Below are 20,224 nucleotides of genomic sequence, written 5' to 3' on the forward strand. Positions count from 1 at the left end.
ATTTCGCATCTCCTCAGGCCTTTTCCGGAACGGCGTTTAGCGGCAAATGCGTCTCTGAATGCCCCTGCTGCTGACGCATGGACAGCTCGCGCTGAATTGTCTGCATCATTTTGTCATCCAGCTTATAGAAACGCGCCAGCCACCACAGGAGCAGGTAAGATAGTGATGGACCGAGGGTTAACAGCCCCACAATTCCCATTGTCGCCAGCGGAGTCTGCGCCGTTACGCCCGCCTGATAGCCAAATAGCCCAAGCGAAAAACCTACGGCGGCGCCAGCAACCGCCATGCCCATTTTCAAAGCAAACAGATTACCGGAATAGGATAATCCCGTGATGCGACGGCCAAACTTCCATTCGCCATAATCGGCAGCGTTGGCCATCATGTTCCATTTAAACGGCTGGTACATCTGATGGAAGAAGCCGACCAGGAAGTATAAAGGGAACACCACCGGCAGCCAGGTCGGCGGCACAAAGAACATTACGACGCCAACCAGGACCAGCAGGAGGTTGATATTTTTAAACAGCGATACCGCGCGATAGCGCTTGGCCAGCCATCCGGCGGCGATGCTGCCGATAATCGTGCCAACGACGCTGGTGGAAACAAATGCTGATTTCATGGCCGTTCCCGCCGCTGACTCCACACCGCCTAACATCAGGTAGGTTGCATAATAGAGCGTGGCGGCGCTGCGCATAACCCCGGCCATACTGGAGAAAAAAGTAATTATCGCCACAATACGCCACTGGTCATTCGCCAGCAGCTGACGGAGGTCTTCGCGTATGCTCCCCTGCTGTTCAACAGCTGGAGCCACGCGTTCTTTGGTAGAGAAGAAGCAAAAAGCCAGCATTACAATAGCGATCGCGCCCATGATTCCCATTGTCGCCTGAAAACCAAACTGCTTATTTTCTTTACCGAAAAAATCCACCAGGAACAGGGTTGCGACAGAAACCATCAGACCGGCCAGAGATGAGATCGTAAAACGATATGACTGGGCTGAAAGGCGATCCTTCTCATCACGCGTAATGACTCCGCCCAATGCGCAGTAGGGAATATTGATAAAGGTGTAACACAGCATGAGTAAGGTGTAGGTCAGGTAGGCATAAACCAGTTTACCCGATGCGCCAAATTCCGGAGTCGTGAAGGTCATTACCGCCAGCACGGCATAAGGTACGGCAAACCAGATAAGCCACGGGCGAAAATGGCCCCAGCGGGTCTTTACACGGTCTGCAACAATGCCGGTTAGCGGATCGGTAATCGCATCCAGAACCCGCGTCACCAGGAACATCACTCCGACTGCGGCAGCAGAAAGCCCGTAAATATCCGTATAAAACCATGTCAGAAACATGGTTACCGAAGAGTAAACGATACCGCAGGCTGCATCCCCCATGCCATATCCCAGCTTCTCCGCAAATGACAGTTTATTATCGTGATTCACAATATAATCCCTCTCAGATGAAGTGGTATTCACTGTAGAGGCAGGATAAAAACTATCCTATTGTCATTTTTCGCATCGGGTTTATGTTTTCTGTTAACTGAGAAAGTTGTCACACATCTATAAGATTGGTCTTACAAGTTATTGCGTCACCTATTAAAAAGCTGGCGCAAGGCCAGCCTGAGGAGAAAAGTGGAAAGGGGGAGGTTACTTCGCTTTGACGGTCTCTTCGCCCACCAGCCCGATCTTGAGATAGCCCGCCTGATGCAGGGTATCCATCACTTTCATCATCGTCTCGTAATCGACGGTTTTATCCGCGCGGAAGAAGACGGTGGTATCTTTTTTGCCGGCGGTCAGGCTATCCAGGGCGTTAATCATATTCGCTTCGGTAACCGGGTCGTTGCCGAGGAACATGCTCTTATCCGCCTTCACCGACAGGTAGATGGGTTTTTCCGGTCGCGGTTGCGGCTGGCTGGAGGAGGCCGGCAGATTGACCTTCACGTCGACCGTCGCCAGCGGCGCGGCCACCATAAAGATAATCAGCAGAACCAGCATGACGTCGATAAACGGCGTCACGTTGATCTCATGCATTTCGCCGTTATCGTCCAGATTTTCATTAAGACGCATCGCCATAGCCGATCAACCTACCCGTAATTTCTGCGCGCTGCGCACCGGCTTCACGCCGCTGGCGCTGAGGTCCAGATCGCGGCTTTGCAGCAGGAGTACCTGAGCGGCGACGTCGCCGAGCGAGGCCTTGTAGCTGCCGATCATGCGGGCGAAGATGTTATAGATGACCACCGCCGGGATGGCGGCGAACAGGCCGATGGCCGTCGCCAGCAGCGCTTCTGCGATGCCCGGCGCTACCACCGCAAGATTGGTGGTCTGGGTCTGGGCGATGCCGATAAAGCTGTTCATGATGCCCCAGACGGTACCAAACAGGCCCACAAACGGGGAAATGGCGCCGATGGTCGCCAGATAGCCGTTACCGCGCCCCATATGGCGACCAACCGCCGCAACGCGGCGCTCAAGGCGAAAACCGGTTCGTTCCTTGATGCCTTCATTGTCTTCGGCACCGGCAGAGAGTTCGAGTTCGTTCTGCGCTTCATTGATAAGCTGGGTGGTGAGGCTTTTCGCCTCAAAGGCGCTGGCGATATCGCTGGCCTGATCGAGAGAGCGGGCTTCCGCCAGCTGCTGCTGTTCACGTTTGAGGCGACGCTTGCTGGCGAGGATTTCCGCCCCTTTACCGAAGAAGATGGCCCATGTGACGACCGACGCCAGAATCAGGCCAATCATCACCACCTTAACGACAATATCGGCATGATGATACATACCCCAAACGGAGAGATCCGCCTGCATCAAATTATTACCCACGCTCTATCTCCACGACGATAATCACAAAATCTGCCCACAATAATATCAAAACGACATCGAATTGATAGTGGTTCTCATTAGTATTTACACTGTGCAGCAAATCACGTTTATTTTCCTTGCGCTTACGCAGTAAAAAAGCGGCTAACCGCGGGCCTGGTAAAATTTTCGCCTGTATCGGCGGTGCGCTGGTACAGAAAAGCAGATTCATGTTAGTTTAGACGTCCAGACGTATAAAAACAGGTTCGTCAACATGGCTGATAAACATCTTGATACCGCGCTGGTCAACGCCGGGCGGAGCAAAAAGTACACCCAGGGCTCAGTGAACAGCGTTATCCAGCGCGCGTCATCGCTGGTTTTCGACACCGTCGAGGCCAAAAAGCACGCCACCCGCAATCGGGCCAACGGCGAGCTGTTCTACGGTCGTCGCGGCACCCTGACCCATTTCTCGCTGCAGGAAGCGATGTGCGAGCTGGAAGGCGGCGCCGGCTGCGCCCTCTTCCCCTGCGGCGCCGCGGCGGTGGCTAACACTATCCTGGCGTTTGTCGAGCAAGGCGACCATGTGCTGATGACCAATACCGCCTATGAGCCAAGCCAGGACTTTTGTACCAAAATTCTCGCCAAACTCGGCGTCACCACCAGCTGGTTCGATCCCTTAATCGGCGCCGATATCACCCGTCTGGTTCGCCCTGAGACCCGCGTGGTGTTCCTCGAATCGCCCGGCTCGATCACCATGGAAGTGCACGATGTGCCGGCGATAGTCGCCGCCGTGCGTCAGGTCGCCCCGGAAGCGATTATCATGATCGATAACACCTGGGCGGCGGGGATCCTGTTTAAAGCCCTGGATTTTGGCATTGATATTTCCATTCAGGCAGGCACCAAATACCTGATCGGCCATTCCGACGCCATGGTGGGCACCGCGGTGGCGAATGCGCGCTGCTGGCCGCAGCTGCGTGAAAATGCCTACCTGATGGGGCAAATGCTGGACGCCGATACTGCCTATATGACCAGCCGCGGCCTGCGCACCCTGGGCGTGCGCCTGCGTCAGCATCATGAAAGCAGCCTGCGCATCGCCGAGTGGCTGGCGCAGCACCCGCAGGTGGCGCGGGTAAACCACCCCGCCCTGCCCGGCAGTAAAGGTCATGAGTTCTGGAAACGTGATTTCACCGGCAGCAGCGGGCTATTCTCGTTTGTGCTCAGCAAGCGCCTCAATGATGCCGAACTGGCGGAGTACCTCGACAATTTCAGCCTGTTCAGTATGGCCTATTCGTGGGGCGGCTTTGAGTCGCTGATTCTCGCCAACCAGCCGGAGCAAATCGCCCACATTCGACCGGATGCTGAAGTCGACTTCAGCGGCACGCTGATCCGCCTGCACATTGGTCTCGAAAATGTTGACGATCTGCAGGCGGATTTAGCAGCGGGCTTCGCGCGTATCGTGTAAAGTGACAGTCAGTGGCAACAATAGCGGACGCTTTTTAGCAAAGCGGCCGCTTTTGTTGCGCCCGGGATCAAGGTGCTCGGGCCTCTTCAGGAGTACACTAGTCAAAAATACGGTACCACTTAGGAAAGTCCATGGTTGTCATTCAAGAGATTGTCGCCGCGCTGTGGCAACATGATTTTGCCGCATTGGCGAACCCTCACGTTGTGGGCGTTGTATATCTGGTTATGTTCGCGACCCTGTTTCTGGAAAACGGGCTGTTGCCCGCCTCCTTTTTACCGGGAGACAGCCTGCTGCTGCTCGCCGGCGCGCTGATTGCTAAAGGCGTCATGGACTTTGTGCCCACTATCGCCATTCTGACCGCCGCCGCCAGCCTCGGCTGCTGGCTGAGCTATGTGCAAGGGCGCTGGCTGGGCAATACGCAAACGGTGAAAGGCTGGCTGGCGCATCTGCCGCATAAGTACCATCAGCGCGCCACCTGCATGTTTGACCGCCACGGCCTGCTGGCGCTGCTCGCGGGCCGTTTTCTGGCGTTTGTCCGCACCCTGCTGCCAACCATGGCCGGGATTTCTGGCCTGCCGAACCGCCGCTTCCAGTTCTTCAACTGGCTGAGCGCCCTGCTGTGGGTCTGTGTGGTGACGGGTCTTGGCTATGCGCTGAGCATGATCCCGTTTGTGAAGCGCCATGAAGATCAGGTGATGACCTGTCTGATGATCCTGCCGATTGCCCTGCTGCTGGCTGGCCTGCTCGGCACGCTGTTCGTGGTCATTAAAAAGAAATATTGCAGCGCCTGACGCTTACCTGCCGGGGGGCCTGCGCCCGCCCGGCCGCCCTTTCCCGGTATTACATCCCCTGCATCGTGCGAATACGCGCGGCGTCTTCTCCCGGCGTCAAACCGAAGTAGCGCTTAAACTCGCGGCTGAACTGCGAAGGGCTTTCATATCCCACGCGCATCGCCGCCGCGCTGGCCTTCATGCCGTCATGGATCATCAGCATTCGTGCTTTATGCAAACGGTAGTTTTTCAGATACTGCAAAGGAGAAGTGCTGGTCACCGCTTTAAAATTATGGTGAAACGCTGACACACTCATATTCGCTTCCGCCGCCAGCCGATCGACGCTGAGGTTTTCGGTGTACTGGCTTTCGATATGCTTGAGCACGCGACTTATCAGGCTGAAGTGGGTCTGCCGGCTGACCAGCGCCAACAGCGCGCCGCCGCAGGGCCCCGTCAGCACATAATACAGAATTTCGCGGACGATTTGCTTGCCAAGGATCCGTGCGTCCAGCGGCCGCTCCATCACGTCAAGCAGCCGTTCGGCAGCGCACAGAATATCCTCCGAGAGTACCGCGGAGTTTATCCCGCTGGAGGCGACCGCGGGCTGAAACAGCGGATCTTCGCCAATATCCATCAGCAGCTCTTGCAGTTGCAGGATATCGACGTTCAGGCGCATCCCGGCGAGGGGCACCTCCGGGGTGGCAAAGGTTTCGCACTCGAAAGGTAGCGGCACGGTCAGCAGTAAATATTCGTTTGTATCGTAGCGAAAAGTCCGCTCATTGATATAACCAATTTTATGGCCCGAAAAGAGAAAAACGATCCCCGGCTGATACATCACCGGCGTCCGGGGCCCCGGTTGCGTTCCGTACAGCAAACGGACGTCAGGCAGCAACGAACTTAACATTTCGTGCTTATCTTTCAGCAGGTTAATCTTCTCCGTTAATGTCCGACATATCTCTGCGTGTTGCATTGCCACCGTCTCTCCCGATGTTTCTTCACCTGTACATTGTGCGCAGGCCGCTACAAATTCTCCAGCCATATGGAGAAATAGGCAAGACATCGGCAGGAATGTGCATTGAGGGTCAACGGCGCCAGGACCACAATAACCTTCATCGGGCAGCGGTATGGTCCCTGTCGACGGTTTTACTCTTTGGAGGACTTAAGCAATGAATAATTTCGACCTGCATACCCCAACCCGCATTCTGTTTGGCAAAGGCGCGATTGAAAAGCTGCGTGAACAGATCCCGGCGGAAGCCCGCGTACTGATCACCTACGGCGGCGGCAGCGTCAAAAAAACAGGCGTCCTGGATCAGGTCCTCACCGCTCTGAATGGCCTGGATGTCCTTGAATTTGGCGGCATCGAGCCGAACCCGTCTTACGAAACCCTGATGAATGCGGTGAAACTCGCCCGGGAAGAGAAAGTGACCTTCCTGCTGGCGGTCGGCGGCGGTTCGGTGCTGGATGGCACCAAGTTTATCGCTGCAGCAGCCCACTACGACGCGGATATCGATCCGTGGGAAATTCTGGAAACCTATGGCAGCAAAATTGCCAGCGCCATTCCAATGGGCTCGGTACTGACTCTGCCGGCGACCGGTTCTGAATCCAACAAAGGCGCGGTCATATCGCGGAAAACCACCGGCGACAAACGCGCGTTTATGTCTTCGCACGTCCAGCCGCAGTTCGCGATCCTCGATCCGGTTTATACCTATACCCTGCCGCCGCGCCAGGTCGCGAACGGCGTGGTTGACGCCTTCGTCCATACCGTCGAGCAGTACGTGACCTACCCGGTAGACGGAAAAATCCAGGACCGTTTCGCCGAAGGCATTCTCCTGACCCTGATCGAGGATGGCCCGAAAGCCCTGCAGGAACCGGAGAACTATAACGTGCGCGCCAATATTATGTGGGCGGCGACGCAGGCGCTGAACGGCCTGATCGGCGCAGGCGTGCCACAGGACTGGGCGACGCATATGCTCGGCCACGAGCTGACGGCGATGCACGGCCTGGATCACGCCCAGACGCTGGCTATCGTGCTGCCGGCGCTGTGGAATGAGAAACGCGATGCCAAGCGCGAGAAGCTGCTGCAGTATGCCGAGCGCGTGTGGAATATTACCGAAGGCTCTGACGACCAACGTATCGATGCCGCCATCGCCGCAACGCGTCAGTTCTTCGAGCAGATGGGCGTGCCGACCCGCCTTTCCGATTACGGTCTCGACGGTAGCTCCATCCCGGCGCTGCTGGCGAAACTGGAAGAGCACGGCATGACTAAACTTGGCGAACATCAGGATATCACCCTGGACGTCAGCCGCCGTATTTACGAGGCTGCACGCTAAGCGCTCCCCGCCTGATTCACCTCTCCTTACGTTAAACAAACGCCGGGGAGAGGTGTTTTTACTACCGTTTTTAGCTATTTCGTCCAGACTTAATGCTACCCCTCGGCGGATCCTGCTTCGCCGAGTTCATTAACAGGAGGAAGGCATGACACATCCAACCGTTATAAAACTGCACGACGGCAACCTGATGCCGCAGCTGGGTCTCGGCGTGTGGAAAGCTGGCAACGAGGAAGTCGTCTCCGCCATTCATAAGGCGCTGGAAGTCGGTTATCGCTCTTTTGACACCGCCGCCGCGTACCAAAATGAGACCGGCGTCGGCAATGCGCTGCACAGCGCTGGCGTCAACCGCGATGAGCTCTTCATCACCACCAAGCTGTGGAACGACGATCAAAAACGGCCGCACGAGGCGCTGAAAGAGAGCCTCAGCAAACTGAAGCTGGACTATGTGGATCTCTATTTAATCCACTGGCCGGTACCGGCTATCGGCCATTACGTCGAGGCCTGGCAGGCGTTGATCGAGCTGCAGCAGCAGGGGCTGACCAAAAGCATTGGCGTGTGTAATTTCCAGGTACCGCATCTGCAGAAGCTGATTGATGAAACCGGCGTCGCCCCGGTGATCAATCAGATAGAACTCCATCCACTTATGCAGCAGCGTCAGCTGCACGCGTGGAACGCCACCCACAAGATCCAGACCGAATCCTGGAGCCCGCTGGCCCAGGGCGGCGAAGGCGTCTTCGATCAAAAAGTCATCCACCAGCTCGCCGATAAGTACGGCAAAACGCCGGCGCAAATCGTCATCCGCTGGCATCTTGATAGCGGTCTGGTGGTGATCCCGAAATCCGTCACGCCGTCGCGTATCGCGGAAAACTTTGACGTCTGGGACTTCCGTCTCGACAAAGATGAGCTGGGAGCGATCGCGAAGCTGGACCAGGGTAAACGTCTCGGTCCTGACCCGGATCAGTTCGGCGGATAATGCTCTCTCTTGCCATCGCCTTTAGCGCCTCGGCGTTAAAGGCGATGGCAGACCAGATGAATATCCTCTGGCTCCAGCGCAAACAGCGCCGGGTCGGGCTTATCCGCTAAGCGACATCCCTGAGCCAGATAAAAATCGACGGTGTTTTTGTTGGGGATCGACGAGATATAGAGGCCGGACGCCCCCATTTCTGGCAGCTGGTGCAGGGCATACTGAAACAGTCGCCGCCCCCAGCCCTGGCCGCGCTTTCCCGCCCCGACATAAAAGAATAATAGCTGGCGCAGCTCGCCATTCATGCCGCGAGGCAGCGTATCCAGCGCCGCTGCGGCAATCATCTGCTCATCGTCAAAAAAGGCGAAAAAAATACCGCCGCGATCGTAACAGGCCTCGTGAATCGGAGTATAAACCTGACGATCGTGAGGGTCCCAGCCACGCACGTCATAATATTCCCGATAAGCCCGCAGCTGACCGTTATCGAGACGGTAGAGCGTATCGATAATTTCGCTGCGGTCTATCTCCCAGAGCTGGTCCAGTTGTTGTCGCGACAGGATGACCGGCGTCATCACCTCTCTCCTTTTTTCACAGATGTTCCCGGCGAGCGATCCCGCCGGGCCAGCCGCTTAGCGTGATACGGCCTTCGGCTTAACGCGTTTTTTCGCGCCCGCAGCGGCAGGCGTCTGGCGCTGATGGGCGATCGGCGTGTGCTTGGTCAGCGCCGGACGAGTATGGCGGTTCTGGCGACGCGCTTCACGCATTTCGTCCAGGGTTGGCGCTGGCACCAGGCAGTCGCGGCGGGAGCCAATCAGGTGCTTCTTGCCCATCGCCTCCAGCGCCTGACGGATCAGCGGCCAGTTTGCCGGATCGTGGTAGCGGAGCAGCGCTTTGTGCAGACGGCGCTGTTTATCGCCCTTCGGCACCACCACCTCTTCGCTCTTATAACCAATTTTACCCAGCGGGTTCTTGCCGGTGTAATACATGGTGGTCGAGTTCGCCAGCGGCGACGGATAGAAGTTCTGCACCTGGTCGAGACGGAAGCGATGCTTCTTCAGCCACAGCGCCAGGTTCACCATATCTTCATCACGGGTGCCCGGATGAGCGGAGATAAAGTACGGGATCAGATACTGCTCTTTACCCGCCTGCTTCGAATAGGTGTCGAACAGCTCTTTAAAGCGGTCGTAGCTGCCCATTCCCGGCTTCATCATCTTCGACAGCGGTCCCTCTTCGGTATGCTCCGGGGCGATCTTCAGATAGCCGCCGACGTGGTGGGTCGCCAGCTCTTTGATATAGCGCGGATCTTCGACCGCGATGTCATAGCGTACCCCGGAGGCGATAAGGATCTTCTTGATGCCCTTCAGCTCGCGAGCGCGGCGATAAAGATTGATCGTCGGTTCATGGTTGGTATCCATGTGCGGGCAAATATCCGGATAGACGCAGGAGAGACGGCGGCAGGTCTGCTCAGCGCGCGGCGATTTACAGCGCAGCATATACATGTTGGCCGTTGGCCCGCCGAGATCGGAGATCACCCCGGTAAAGCCGGGCACGGTGTCGCGAATGGCTTCGATCTCATTAATGATCGAATCCTCAGAACGACTCTGGATTATGCGTCCTTCGTGCTCGGTGATCGAGCAGAACGAACAGCCGCCGAAGCAGCCGCGCATGATGTTGATTGAGAAGCGGATCATCTCATACGCCGGAATACGCGCATCGCCATAGGAAGGATGCGGCACCCGCTTGTACGGCAGCGCGAAGACGCTGTCCATCTCTTCGGTGGAGAGCGGGATTGCCGGCGGGTTGATCCAGATGTAGCGCTCGCCGTGCTTTTGCATCAGCGCCCGGGCGCAGCCGGGGTTGGTTTCGTGGTGCAAAATGCGCGAGGCGTGAGCGTACAGGACCTTATCGCCTTTCACCTTCTCGAAGGAGGGCAGCAGCACATAGGTTTTTTCCCACGGTTTGGGCCGCGGCGGCTGCACAGTAATGCTTTTCGCTTCCTGTTTTTTCGGCGCGACCGGTTTGTTATCGGCGCACGGCAGATCTTCACCGTACGGATGCGGGATGGGGTCAATTTTACCGGGCGTATCCAGACGGGTGGAATCCACGCCGCTCCAGCCCGGCAGCGCCTCTTTCACCATGATGGCGGTATTGCGCACATCGCGGATCTGGTCGATGGTTTCGCCCATCGCCAGGCGATGAGCCACTTCCACCAGCGGACGCTCGCCGTTGCCGAACATCAGCATATCGGCCTTGGAGTCCACCAGCACCGAGCGGCGCACGGTGTCGGACCAGTAATCATAGTGAGCGGTACGACGCAGGCTGGCTTCGATGCCGCCGAGGATCACCGGCACATCTTTCCACGCCTCTTTACAGCGCTGGGTGTAGACGAGGGTAGCGCGGTCCGGACGTTTGCCCGCCACGTTACCCGCCGTATAGGCATCGTCATGACGTAGTTTACGGTCGGCGGTGTAACGGTTGATCATTGAGTCCATGTTGCCGGCGGTCACGCCGAAGAACAGGTTCGGTTTGCCCAGACGCATAAAGTCCTCTTTGCTGTTCCAGTCCGGCTGGGAGATGATCCCTACCCGGAAACCCTGCGCTTCCAGCATGCGGCCGCAGATAGCCATCCCGAAGCTCGGGTGGTCGACATAGGCGTCGCCGGTGACCAGAATAATGTCGCAGCTATCCCAGCCAAGTTGATCCATCTCTTCACGCGACATCGGTAAAAAGGGCGCAGGGCCAAAACAGGCAGCCCAGTATTGCGGCCAGGAAAAAAGGTCACGATCCGGTTGGATCAGGGATATTGCGCTCATATTGCTTCCGGGGAAAATGATAAAAAAATAACCAAAAGGGCGTGGATTATAAGCCGGAATGATAGTGGAAATGAAGGAGGATTTTCTCAAACCCTGACCGTGCGCCGGCCAGGGTCAAAGAGATTACGGCGCGGGATTCACCAACATCTGGCCGATCGAGCCGCGATCGGCAAGCTCCAGCGTCTGACTCAGATACTGGAACGGGAAGTGCGGCCACGACGGTTGAGCGTAATAGACCAGCAGCTCAACCTGCCCGTCGACCCACACGGTGTCCTTCCAGCCGCGATCTTCCGGGAAAGGAGACGAGCCGTTGACATTACGGATCTGGAACATCACCCCTTCAATATGGAACGACTGCGGGCGGTCGGCGCGCACCGTCCAGCGCTCCCAGGTCCCCTGCTGCGCCGTGATATCGATACGCTGCGGATCCCACAGCTGGCCGTTGATGCCCGGATCGTCGCCAAGGGTGATATCCCGGCTGCGGATCGGCGTACCGGAGAGCAGCTCGGTCGGCAGCAGGCGCACCGGCAGACTGTCGGTCACCAGCGGCAGCAGCCCGGTCGGACGCAGCGTCAGCACCAGCGTGGAGACCAGGATGCTTGACGGTTCAAAAAAACCGCGGATACGGTCGACGATGCTCGCCGCTTCGCCGCAGGTAATGGATACTTCATCGCCGTTAGTCATATCGACCAGAATTTCACGCCGCTCCCCCGGGGCCAGCGATAGCTGCTTGAGCGAAACCGGCGCCGGCAGGAATCCCTGATCGCCGGAAATCACATGCAGCAGTCGGCCATCGCTCATCTGCAGCTGATAGCGCCGGGAGTTGGAAGCGTTCAGCAGGCGCAGGCGCACCCAGCCGCGCGACACTTCAACATACGGGCTCTGCACGCCGTTAACCAGCAGCGTGTCGCCCACAAAGCCGCCGCTGCCCGGTTCGCTATATTCCGGCGTGCCGAAGTTATCCAGCCGTTTATCCTGAATAATCACCGGGAAGTCATCGACGCCATAGTGGTTAGGGATCGGCAGGTTCTTGCTGACCTCGTCTTCCACCAGCCACATGCCCGCCAGACCGTTGTAAACCTGTTTCGCCATCCGGTTCGGCGTGTTGGCCTGATACCACAGCGTCGCCGCGCTCTGGCGGATAGGCAGCACCGGCGCCCAGTCGGCGTTCGGCGACATCATGCGCGCCGCGCCGCCAATCAGCGGGCCAGGCACCTGCAGACCGCGGATGGTCATCGCCACGTTCTCCGTCAGGCGGTTGCTGTAGATAAGCTTGACGTCGTCTCCGTTCCAGACGCGGATCGTCGGCCCCATATAGCGGCCATTGATCCCCCAGACGGGGGCGCGGGTGCCGGGGGTAAACGACCAGTGGGAACGCTGCAGCGTCAGAAACAGCGGCTGGCCGCGACGAGATTCCAGCAGCGGCGGAACCGGCAGCGCAGGCTGCTGGCCGGCGGCATGGGCCTTCAGCGGCGCGGCGCCAGCGCACAGCGCTACGCCGGAAGCCTTAATAAACTGACGCCGACTGAGTGACATATTAACTCCATGACATACTGACAAATGAAAAAGGGAATTCGTTTCCCGCCAGCAATACGCGCGCGTTGGCGGCGTTTCCTGTCTTATTGCTTTCCAGCCGCTTCGCGCTCGGCCACTTCGTTGTCCAGATCAGCGATTTTGGCGGCCATCAGCTCGCGGCAATGCGTCGCCAGCGCGCGCACGTTGTCTTTACCAAACTGAGTGGTATCTACCGGCGGCAGCATTTCCACAATCACCAGACCGTTGTTCCAGCGATTGAGCTTTATTTTATTCGATGTATTCGAGACACACACCGGAATAATCGGCACCCCAGCGGCAATAGCCGCGTGAAAAGCCCCGGTTTTAAACGGCAGCAGGCCGCGGCCGCGGCTACGGGTCCCTTCCGGGAACATCCAGAACGAAATTTTACGCTTTTTAAAAGCGTTGACGACTTCGGCAATAGTGCCGTGCGCTTTGGTTCGGTTATTACGGTCAATCAGCAAATTGCCCGTCAGCCAGTACAGTTGGCCAAAGAACGGGATCCACAGCAGGCTCTTTTTACCTACAGTGACCGTCGGAGCCTGCACGATATTCGACGCCGTCACCATATCATAGTTGTTCTGGTGGTTAGCGATGTAGATCGCGTTGCCATAGCTTTCCGCGTCGGCGGGTTTGCGTAGCTCTACCTTGAGGCCAAATACCGGAGATAAACGGCCAAACAGATGGCCGAAAGTGGCAACGTGTTTTGGATTACGTGGGCTGAACAAGCAGTACAGACAGCCAAGTACGCACACTACGATGCAATAAATGACCACGAAAATTACTCGAAAAATGAATAGCATAGCTACCTCTAAAACCCAAACCGCTTAGAATTATTCGCTGCTGGCAGAAGGCAGGCTCACAAGTTCTGCGCAGGCCGGGACCGTTCTTCCTGGGTCCCTGATGATGGACATTGTTAATCGCAACGCCTGAATAAACAACGATTTTGCGGCATTTTTTCGTCTCCTCCCGTCAAAGACGGGAGGAGACGCGCTTACTCTTCGCTATCGCCTGCCGCGGCACGACGCGGCGAGTCAATTTCCACGCGGTCAATTTTCTGCAGCCCGCGCATCAGCGAACCGCGGCGGCCGCGCTCGCCGGTGACTTTTTGCAGCTCTTCCGGACGCAGTTTGATCTTCCGTTTGCCGACGTGAATGGTCAGCGTACTCTGCGGCGGCAGAACAAACAGATGTGCCAGACCGTCCTGGCCGGCTGCGGCTTCCGCCGCCGGAATGCTGATAATTTTGTTGCCCTTGCCTTTCGACAGCTGCGGCAGATCGCTGACCGGGAACATCAGCATCCGCCCGGCGGCGGTGATGGCCAGCAGCATATCGGACTCATCCTCAATCACCAGCGGCGGCATCACGTGCGCGTTGTCAGGCAGGGTGATTAGCGCTTTCCCGGCACGGTTGCGCGCCACCAGATCGTTGAAGGTACAGACGAAACCGTAGCCCGCGTCGGAAGCCATCAGCAGTTTCTGATCGTCGCTTTCCATTAGCATATGCTCCACGGTCGCGCCCGGCGGCAGGGTCAGTTTGCCGGTAAGCGGTTCACCCTGGCCACGCGCGGAAGGCAGAGTAATCGGATCGATGGCATAGCTGCGTCCGGTGGTATCGATAAACACCACCGGCTGGTTGCTCTTGCCCTTCGCCGAGGCTTTCCAGCTGTCGCCCGCCTTATAGCTCAAGCCCTGGGCGTCAATGTCGTGTCCTTTGGCGCTGCGCACCCAGCCCATCTGCGACAGAACGATAGTCACCGGCTCAGACGGCAGCATGTCATGTTCGCTCATCGCTTTCGCTTCTTCACGCTCGTGAAGCGGCGAGCGACGGTCGTCGCCGAAGGCATCGGCATCGGCCTGCAGCTCTTTTTTCAGCAGGTTGTTCATCTTACGTTCAGACGCCAGAATCGCCTGCAGCTGGTCGCGCTCTTTTTCCAGCTCGCTCTGCTCGCCGCGGATCTTCATCTCTTCCAGTTTGGCGAGGTGGCGCAGTTTTAATTCCAGAATCGCTTCCGCCTGGGTTTCGCTGATGCCAAAGCGCGACATCAGGGCCGGCTTCGGTTCATCTTCAGTGCGGATGATCTCAATCACTTCATCGATATTAAGAAACGCCACCAGCAAACCTTCGAGGATATGCAGGCGCTTCAGCACTTTCTCTAACCGATGGTTTAGACGGCGACGCACGGTATCGCGACGGAACACCAGCCACTCGCTGAGGATCTCCAGCAGGTTTTTCACCGCCGGGCGGCCGTCAAGGCCGATCATATTGAGGTTGATGCGGTAGCTCTTCTCCAGATCGGTGGTGGCGAACAGGTGGTTCATCACCTGTTCCATATCCACCCGGCTGGAGCGCGGGACAATCACCAGACGGGTCGGGTTTTCGTGGTCCGATTCGTCGCGCAGATCGTCAACCATCGGCAGCTTTTTATTGCGCATCTGCGCCGCAATCTGCTCCAGCACTTTGGCGCCGGAGACCTGATGCGGCAGCGCGCTGATCACCACCGCGCCGTCCTCTTTACTCCACACCGCGCGCATGCGCACTGAGCCGCGCCCGTTCTGGTAGATTTTGCGAATTTCCGCCCGCGAGGTGATGATCTCCGCCTCGGTCGGGAAATCCGGCCCCTGTACGATATCTAGCAGTTCGTCGAGGGTGGTTTTCGGCTGCTCAATCAGCGTAATCGCCGCTTTGGCCACTTCCCGCAGGTTGTGCGGAGGAATATCGGTCGCCATGCCTACCGCGATGCCGGTGGTGCCGTTCAGCAGGATGTTCGGCAGACGCGCTGGCAGCATTTTCGGCTCCTGCAGCGTGCCGTCAAAGTTTGGCACCCAGTCGACCGTCCCCTGCCCCAGCTCGCTGAGCAGCAGCTCGGCATACTTCGACAGGCGGGATTCGGTGTAACGCATGGCGGCGAAAGATTTGGGATCGTCCGGCGCCCCCCAGTTTCCCTGACCATCCACCAGCGGATAGCGGTAAGAGAACGGCTGCGCCATCAGCACCATCGCTTCATAGCAGGCGATGTCGCCGTGCGGGTGATATTTACCCAACACGTCGCCGACGGTGCGGGCGGACTTTTTGAATTTCGCGCTGGCGTTCAGCCCCAGCTCGGACATCGCATAGACGATGCGACGCTGGACCGGTTTTAAGCCATCGCCAATAAACGGTAATGCCCTGTCCATGATCACGTACATGGAGTAGTTCAGGTAAGCATTTTCCGTAAATTCATGCAGCGCAAGGCGCTCTGCCATATCGCTCATTAATCGTGGATCCTCAATCTGGGTACCGACCGTTCGGACGGCAAAACTACCCGCGATAATACCCGATCTCACGCCCTGAGTCACAGGCCGTGAGATCGGCTGAGGATTCCGTCACGCTTAATCAGGCCAGCGGCAGATAAATATCGGTTTGCAGTTCATGCTCAGCCACCTCATGGACAAAATTGAGGTAACGGAAGTACACCGGAAAATCCCGTAACGTCTCGCCTGAAGCGGGTAACCAGTCGCGATAGAGAAACCAAACGCTGTTCGCCAGCGTGTCCAGCGAGCCGTGATGGCGCACGACGGCGCAGCGTCCGCCGGGGATTTCGCCGTTAATCACGCCAAAGGCGTTTTCACCAACCGGCCGATCGACCGTACCGCAGATATCAAAACGAAATGCCTCCTGCGGGGTGGTCTGCGGATCGTCCCAGGCGATCCCCCAGGTATCGCTGGTGGCGACGGGCGATAATCCGCTCGTCTTACGCCAGGCGATAAAACGCGCGGCGGTGGCGTTGACAAGGTCCGGGCTACCGCGATGTTGCAGTACGGCTATCCGGGTGGAGGGGCACGAAATAATGTTGACGTCCATCGACGTTTGCTCCTGTAGCGTATGTTTCGGTACGCGTCGATGCCACTCGGCCCAGTCCGGTTGTTGACGGAATTGGGTCGGGCTTTGGTCAAACGCGGTACGGAAGGCACGACTGAACGACTCCGCATTCTGAAATCCGGCATCAAGGGCAATATCGATGACTTTATCGCGGGGGTTGAACGCCAGGCGCCAACAGGCGCGTCGCAGACGCAACCACTGAATATACCGGTACAATGGAATGCCGGTATAAGCGCTAAATTGCCGGTGAAAATGGTAAGGCGAACTGTGCGCTATCGCGCTCAGCGTCTCCAGCGACAGCGGCTCATCAAGATGGCGCGCAATGTACCTACAGACGCGCTGGAAGCGCCCGACATACGCCGGGCTGGCCTTAATATCGTTCATCGTCTCCTCCTCGCGTCATACTCTGACAGAGCGAGGATCGCGATTCCTGACCGATCTTGCGCTTATCCGACGGAGACTTATGGCGCGATTTTACGGATCTGTTTAACGTCGATTTCTACCGAGTTCCAGTCCTTATCGACTTCCCCCTGAATTTCTACTGTGTCCTGCGGGCCGACGGTCACGCCGTTCCAGCGCTTGTGGTCGATATCGACATTGATCACCCCGGAAGCATCCTGGAATTTATACAGGTCATCAGAGATGCGCTCGACGATTTTACCGCGCAGGGTCACCCAGGTGTCATCACGCAGCGACTTGGCGTTCGCCACGGTGGTCACCGCGCCGCTCGGCCCGGTGAAGCCGCCAGCCTGGGTGGTAGTGGTAGTAGACGGTCCGGTGAATCCTCCCTGCCCGGCGGCCAGTACCGGCATGGAAACCAAAGCAATAATCGCGGTCATCGCAGCAATTTTTTTCATCTTATATTCTCCCTTTTGTGTTGGTATGGCTCCTATTACGCCCGACAAAACTTAACGACTTCTTAAGCGGAAAAAAGAAATTTTAATGCTGTACATCACCCGCTTCAACGCGGTTTACTGCGCAAAGAAACGGGATCGTCGGAGGGAAACATGCGCATATTACTGGTGGAAGATGACAAGCTTATCGGCGACGGCATCAAAGCCGGGCTGAGCAAAATGGGCTTTAGCATTGACTGGTTTACCGCCGGGCTGGAGGGCAAAAATGCCTTATACAGCGCCCCCTACGACGCCGCAATCCTTGACCTCACCCTACCCGGCATCGATGGCCTCGATATTCTGCGCGAATGGCGCGATAAAGGCCGCCATGAGCCGGTGCTGATCCTCACCGCCCGCGATGCCCTCAGCCAGCGGGTGGAGGGCCTGCGCCTGGGCGCCGATGACTACCTGTGCAAACCTTTCGCCCTGATTGAGGTGGCAGCGCGCCTCGAAGCGTTGATCCGCCGCGCGCACGGCCAGAGCAGCAGCGAACTGCGCCACGGCAAGGTGATCCTCGATCCGAACCGCTTAACCGCCAGCCTCGACGGCGAAAGCCTGGCGCTGAAGCCGAAGGAGTTCGCCCTGCTGGAACTGCTTATGCGCAACGCCGGGCGCGTATTGCCGCGTAAGCTTATCGAGGAAAAGCTCTACACCTGGGACGACGAGGTCTCCAGCAACGCCGTGGAAGTTCACGTCCATCATCTGCGCCGCAAGCTCGGCAGCGACTTTATCCGTACCGTCCACGGCATCGGCTATACCCTGGGTGACGCATGAAACGACTTGCCCGCCTGAGCCTGCGCCTGACGCTGCTGTTTGCCGTACTGACCACCGCCGCCTGGGGGATGGCCAGCGTTATCGCCTGGCAGCAGACCAGCAAAAAGCTGGATAAGCTGTTCGATACCCAGCAGCTGCTGTTCGCTCGCCGCCTGAGCGTCATGCATTTCGATGAACTGCGCGCCCCGTCCGCCTTGCTCGGGGAAAAGAAAAAGGTACGCCACGGGCACATCGACGACGACGCGCTGGCGTTCGCCATCTTCACCCGCGACGGCAAAATGGTGCTTAATGACGGCGAGAACGGAGAGGATATTCAGTGGAATTCGCAGCGCGAGGGATTCAGCGATGGCTATCTGCGTGACGACGATGACGAGTGGCGTTTCCTGTGGTTAACCACCGCCGACGGCCGCTACCGCATCGCCGTCGGCCAGGAGTGGGATTACCGGCGCGAAATGGCGATGGATATCGTGACCTCGCAGCTCACCCCGTGGATGGTTGCCCTGCCGCTGATGTTCGTGCTGCTCATCGTGCTGTTAAGCCGCGAGCTGGCGCCATTGAAAAATCTGGCGCGCACGCTGCGCCTGCGCGCGCCGGACTCGGCGGATTCGCTCAGCGTGGAGAAGATCCCCGCCGAAGTTCGCCCGCTGGTCGAAGCGCTGAATCAGCTGTTCCGACGCACTCACGACGCCATGCTGCGCGAGCGTCGGTTTACCTCTGATGCCGCCCATGAGTTACGCAGCCCGCTGGCGGCGCTGAAGGTGCAGACCGAAGTCGCCCAACTCTCCCTGGACGATCCCGAAGGGCGTGAGAAAGCGTTGGATCAGCTCCACCAGGGGATCGATCGCGCCACCCGACTGGTGGATCAGCTGCTGACGCTGTCGCGGCTGGACTCGCTCGCCCAACTGGATGATGTGCAGCAGGTCGCTATCGCCGATCTGCTGCAGTCGGCAGTGATGGAGATGTATCACCCGGCGCAGCAGTCCGGGATTGAGCTGCGCCTGCATCTTAATGCCAGCCATATCGTCCGCACCGGCCAGCCGCTGCTGCTCAGTCTGCTGGTGCGCAATCTGCTGGATAACGCCGTACGCTATAGCCCTCGCGGCAGCCAGGTCGATATCACGCTCAACGCCCGCGAGTTCCGGGTGCGCGATAACGGCCCAGGCATTAGCCCGCAGGCGCTCTCGCGCATTGGCGAGCGTTTTTATCGTCCGCCGGGGCAGGAGGCGCCGGGCAGCGGCCTGGGCTTGTCGATCGTCCGGCGCATCGCCTCGCTGCACGGCATGCAGGTTGATTTTGCCAACGCGCGCGACGGCGGCTTCGAGGCCCGCGTGTACTGGTAGCGAGATTATTGCTCATTTGGCAAAAGACTTTGCACATTTTGCTCATTTTACTGCCCCGCTTCGCGGGGTAAGATCGTCGGCAAATTTTCATATATGAGGGTAAAAAATGAGCAACATCCTGATTATCAATGGGGCGAAAAAGTTCGCGCACTCTAATGGTCAACTGAACGACACCCTGACCGAGGTCGCGGAGAGTTATCTGCGCGACGCCGGGCACGATGTTAAAAGCGTTCGCGCCGAAAGCGAGTACGACGTAAAAGAAGAAGTACAGAATTTCCTGTGGGCCGATGTGGTGATCTGGCAGATGCCGGGCTGGTGGATGGGCGCTCCGTGGACGGTGAAAAAATATATGGATGACGTCTTTACCGAAGGCCACGGCTCGCTGTACGCCAGCGATGGCCGTACCCGCTCCGACGCCAGCAAAAAATATGGCTCAGGCGGCCTGGTGCAGGGGAAAAAATATATGCTTTCTCTGACCTGGAACGCGCCGATGGAAGCCTTCACCGACAAAGACCAGTTCTTCCACGGCGTCGGCGTTGACGGCGTTTACCTGCCGTTCCATAAAGCCAATCAGTTCCTCGGCATGGAGGCATTGCCGACCTTTATCGCCAACGACGTGATTAAAATGCCTGATGTCCCACGGTATATCGCAGAATATCGCAAGCATCTGGCGGAAATTTTTGGTTAA

17 protein-coding genes and 1 pseudogene are annotated in these 20,224 nt (G+C 57.7%); 7 read left to right on the top strand and 11 right to left on the bottom strand.

The annotated features are described in order from the left end of the window. Nucleotides 1-13: 13 nt before the first annotated feature. From KHQ28_RS01435 to exbB, 3 genes are all read right to left on the bottom strand, one after another. Nucleotides 14-1,432, bottom strand: a complete 1,419-nt coding sequence (locus KHQ28_RS01435) for a glycoside-pentoside-hexuronide (GPH):cation symporter (protein WP_002916782.1) — start codon at nucleotides 1,430-1,432, stop codon at nucleotides 14-16. Nucleotides 1,433-1,636: 204 nt separating this feature from the next. After that, the gene (exbD, locus tag KHQ28_RS01440) at nucleotides 1,637-2,062 is read right to left on the bottom strand and encodes a TonB system transport protein ExbD (RefSeq protein ID WP_002916785.1); all 426 of its coding nucleotides are present in this window, start codon (nucleotides 2,060-2,062) and stop codon (nucleotides 1,637-1,639) included. A gap of 6 nt (nucleotides 2,063-2,068) precedes the next feature. After that, entirely contained in the window at nucleotides 2,069-2,800 is a 732-nt protein-coding gene (gene exbB / locus KHQ28_RS01445; protein ID WP_004174395.1) for a tol-pal system-associated acyl-CoA thioesterase, read from the bottom strand. A 250-nt stretch (nucleotides 2,801-3,050) separates the two neighbouring features. On the opposite strand from exbB, the gene metC reads away from it, so the two are divergent. Then, entirely contained in the window at nucleotides 3,051-4,238 is a 1,188-nt protein-coding gene (gene metC / locus KHQ28_RS01450; protein WP_004889743.1) for a cystathionine beta-lyase, read from the top strand. A gap of 131 nt (nucleotides 4,239-4,369) precedes the next feature. Next, entirely contained in the window at nucleotides 4,370-5,029 is a 660-nt protein-coding gene (gene yghB / locus KHQ28_RS01455) for a DedA family general envelope maintenance protein YghB (RefSeq protein ID WP_002916791.1), read from the top strand. Nucleotides 5,030-5,078: 49 nt separating this feature from the next. Here yghB and KHQ28_RS01460 read toward each other — a convergent pair whose 3' ends face one another. After that, nucleotides 5,079-5,978 (bottom strand): AraC family transcriptional regulator, encoded by a 900-nt coding sequence (locus KHQ28_RS01460; protein WP_004144552.1) that lies wholly within the window; start codon nucleotides 5,976-5,978, stop codon nucleotides 5,079-5,081. 196 nt (nucleotides 5,979-6,174) lie between these two features. Between KHQ28_RS01460 and yqhD the strand changes: the two genes are divergently transcribed. Next, nucleotides 6,175-7,338, top strand: a complete 1,164-nt coding sequence (gene yqhD / locus KHQ28_RS01465; RefSeq protein ID WP_004144551.1) for an alcohol dehydrogenase — start codon at nucleotides 6,175-6,177, stop codon at nucleotides 7,336-7,338. Between the two features lie 145 nt (nucleotides 7,339-7,483). Next, nucleotides 7,484-8,311: a 2,5-didehydrogluconate reductase DkgA gene (gene dkgA, locus KHQ28_RS01470; protein ID WP_002916796.1), complete on the top strand. Its 828-nt coding sequence runs from the start codon at nucleotides 7,484-7,486 to the stop codon at nucleotides 8,309-8,311. 35 nt (nucleotides 8,312-8,346) lie between these two features. Here dkgA and KHQ28_RS01475 read toward each other — a convergent pair whose 3' ends face one another. From KHQ28_RS01475 to KHQ28_RS01505, 7 genes and pseudogenes are all read right to left on the bottom strand, one after another. Continuing rightward, nucleotides 8,347-8,874, bottom strand: a complete 528-nt coding sequence (locus KHQ28_RS01475) for a GNAT family N-acetyltransferase (protein ID WP_004150920.1) — start codon at nucleotides 8,872-8,874, stop codon at nucleotides 8,347-8,349. After that, nucleotides 8,874-11,205 (bottom strand): annotated as a pseudogene (locus KHQ28_RS01480) (YgiQ family radical SAM protein). Before KHQ28_RS01480 ends, KHQ28_RS01475 begins: the two are co-directional and overlap by 1 nt. 33 nt (nucleotides 11,206-11,238) lie before the next feature. Further along, nucleotides 11,239-12,651 (bottom strand): cell division protein FtsP, encoded by a 1,413-nt coding sequence (gene ftsP / locus KHQ28_RS01485; RefSeq protein ID WP_004144547.1) that lies wholly within the window; start codon nucleotides 12,649-12,651, stop codon nucleotides 11,239-11,241. Nucleotides 12,652-12,734: 83 nt separating this feature from the next. After that, nucleotides 12,735-13,472 (bottom strand): 1-acylglycerol-3-phosphate O-acyltransferase, encoded by a 738-nt coding sequence (plsC, locus tag KHQ28_RS01490; protein ID WP_002916826.1) that lies wholly within the window; start codon nucleotides 13,470-13,472, stop codon nucleotides 12,735-12,737. Nucleotides 13,473-13,663: 191 nt separating this feature from the next. After that, nucleotides 13,664-15,922 (bottom strand): DNA topoisomerase IV subunit A, encoded by a 2,259-nt coding sequence (gene parC / locus KHQ28_RS01495; protein WP_032418356.1) that lies wholly within the window; start codon nucleotides 15,920-15,922, stop codon nucleotides 13,664-13,666. A 121-nt stretch (nucleotides 15,923-16,043) separates the two neighbouring features. Beyond that, nucleotides 16,044-16,913: a GyrI-like domain-containing protein gene (locus tag KHQ28_RS01500; protein WP_002916831.1), complete on the bottom strand. Its 870-nt coding sequence runs from the start codon at nucleotides 16,911-16,913 to the stop codon at nucleotides 16,044-16,046. A 77-nt stretch (nucleotides 16,914-16,990) separates the two neighbouring features. Beyond that, nucleotides 16,991-17,386, bottom strand: a complete 396-nt coding sequence (locus KHQ28_RS01505; RefSeq protein ID WP_002916833.1) for a YgiW/YdeI family stress tolerance OB fold protein — start codon at nucleotides 17,384-17,386, stop codon at nucleotides 16,991-16,993. Between the two features lie 150 nt (nucleotides 17,387-17,536). Here KHQ28_RS01505 and qseB point away from each other — a divergent pair, with 150 nt between their 5' ends. The 3 genes from qseB (at nucleotide 17,537) to KHQ28_RS01520 (ending at nucleotide 20,224) form a co-directional block, all read left to right on the top strand. After that, nucleotides 17,537-18,196, top strand: coding sequence for a quorum sensing response regulator transcription factor QseB (qseB, locus tag KHQ28_RS01510; protein WP_002916836.1), 660 nt, complete (start codon nucleotides 17,537-17,539; stop codon nucleotides 18,194-18,196). Then, a complete protein-coding gene (gene qseC, locus KHQ28_RS01515; protein ID WP_032418355.1) occupies nucleotides 18,193-19,536 on the top strand; it encodes a quorum sensing histidine kinase QseC in 1,344 nt (447 codons plus the stop codon). Before qseB ends, qseC begins: the two co-directional genes overlap by 4 nt. A 106-nt stretch (nucleotides 19,537-19,642) precedes the next feature. After that, the gene (locus tag KHQ28_RS01520; RefSeq protein ID WP_002916840.1) at nucleotides 19,643-20,224 is read left to right on the top strand and encodes an NAD(P)H-dependent oxidoreductase; all 582 of its coding nucleotides are present in this window, start codon (nucleotides 19,643-19,645) and stop codon (nucleotides 20,222-20,224) included.

Source organism: Klebsiella sp. 28 (assembly GCF_018223905.1).
GTDB classification, from domain to species: Bacteria; Pseudomonadota; Gammaproteobacteria; order Enterobacterales; family Enterobacteriaceae; genus Klebsiella; species Klebsiella pneumoniae.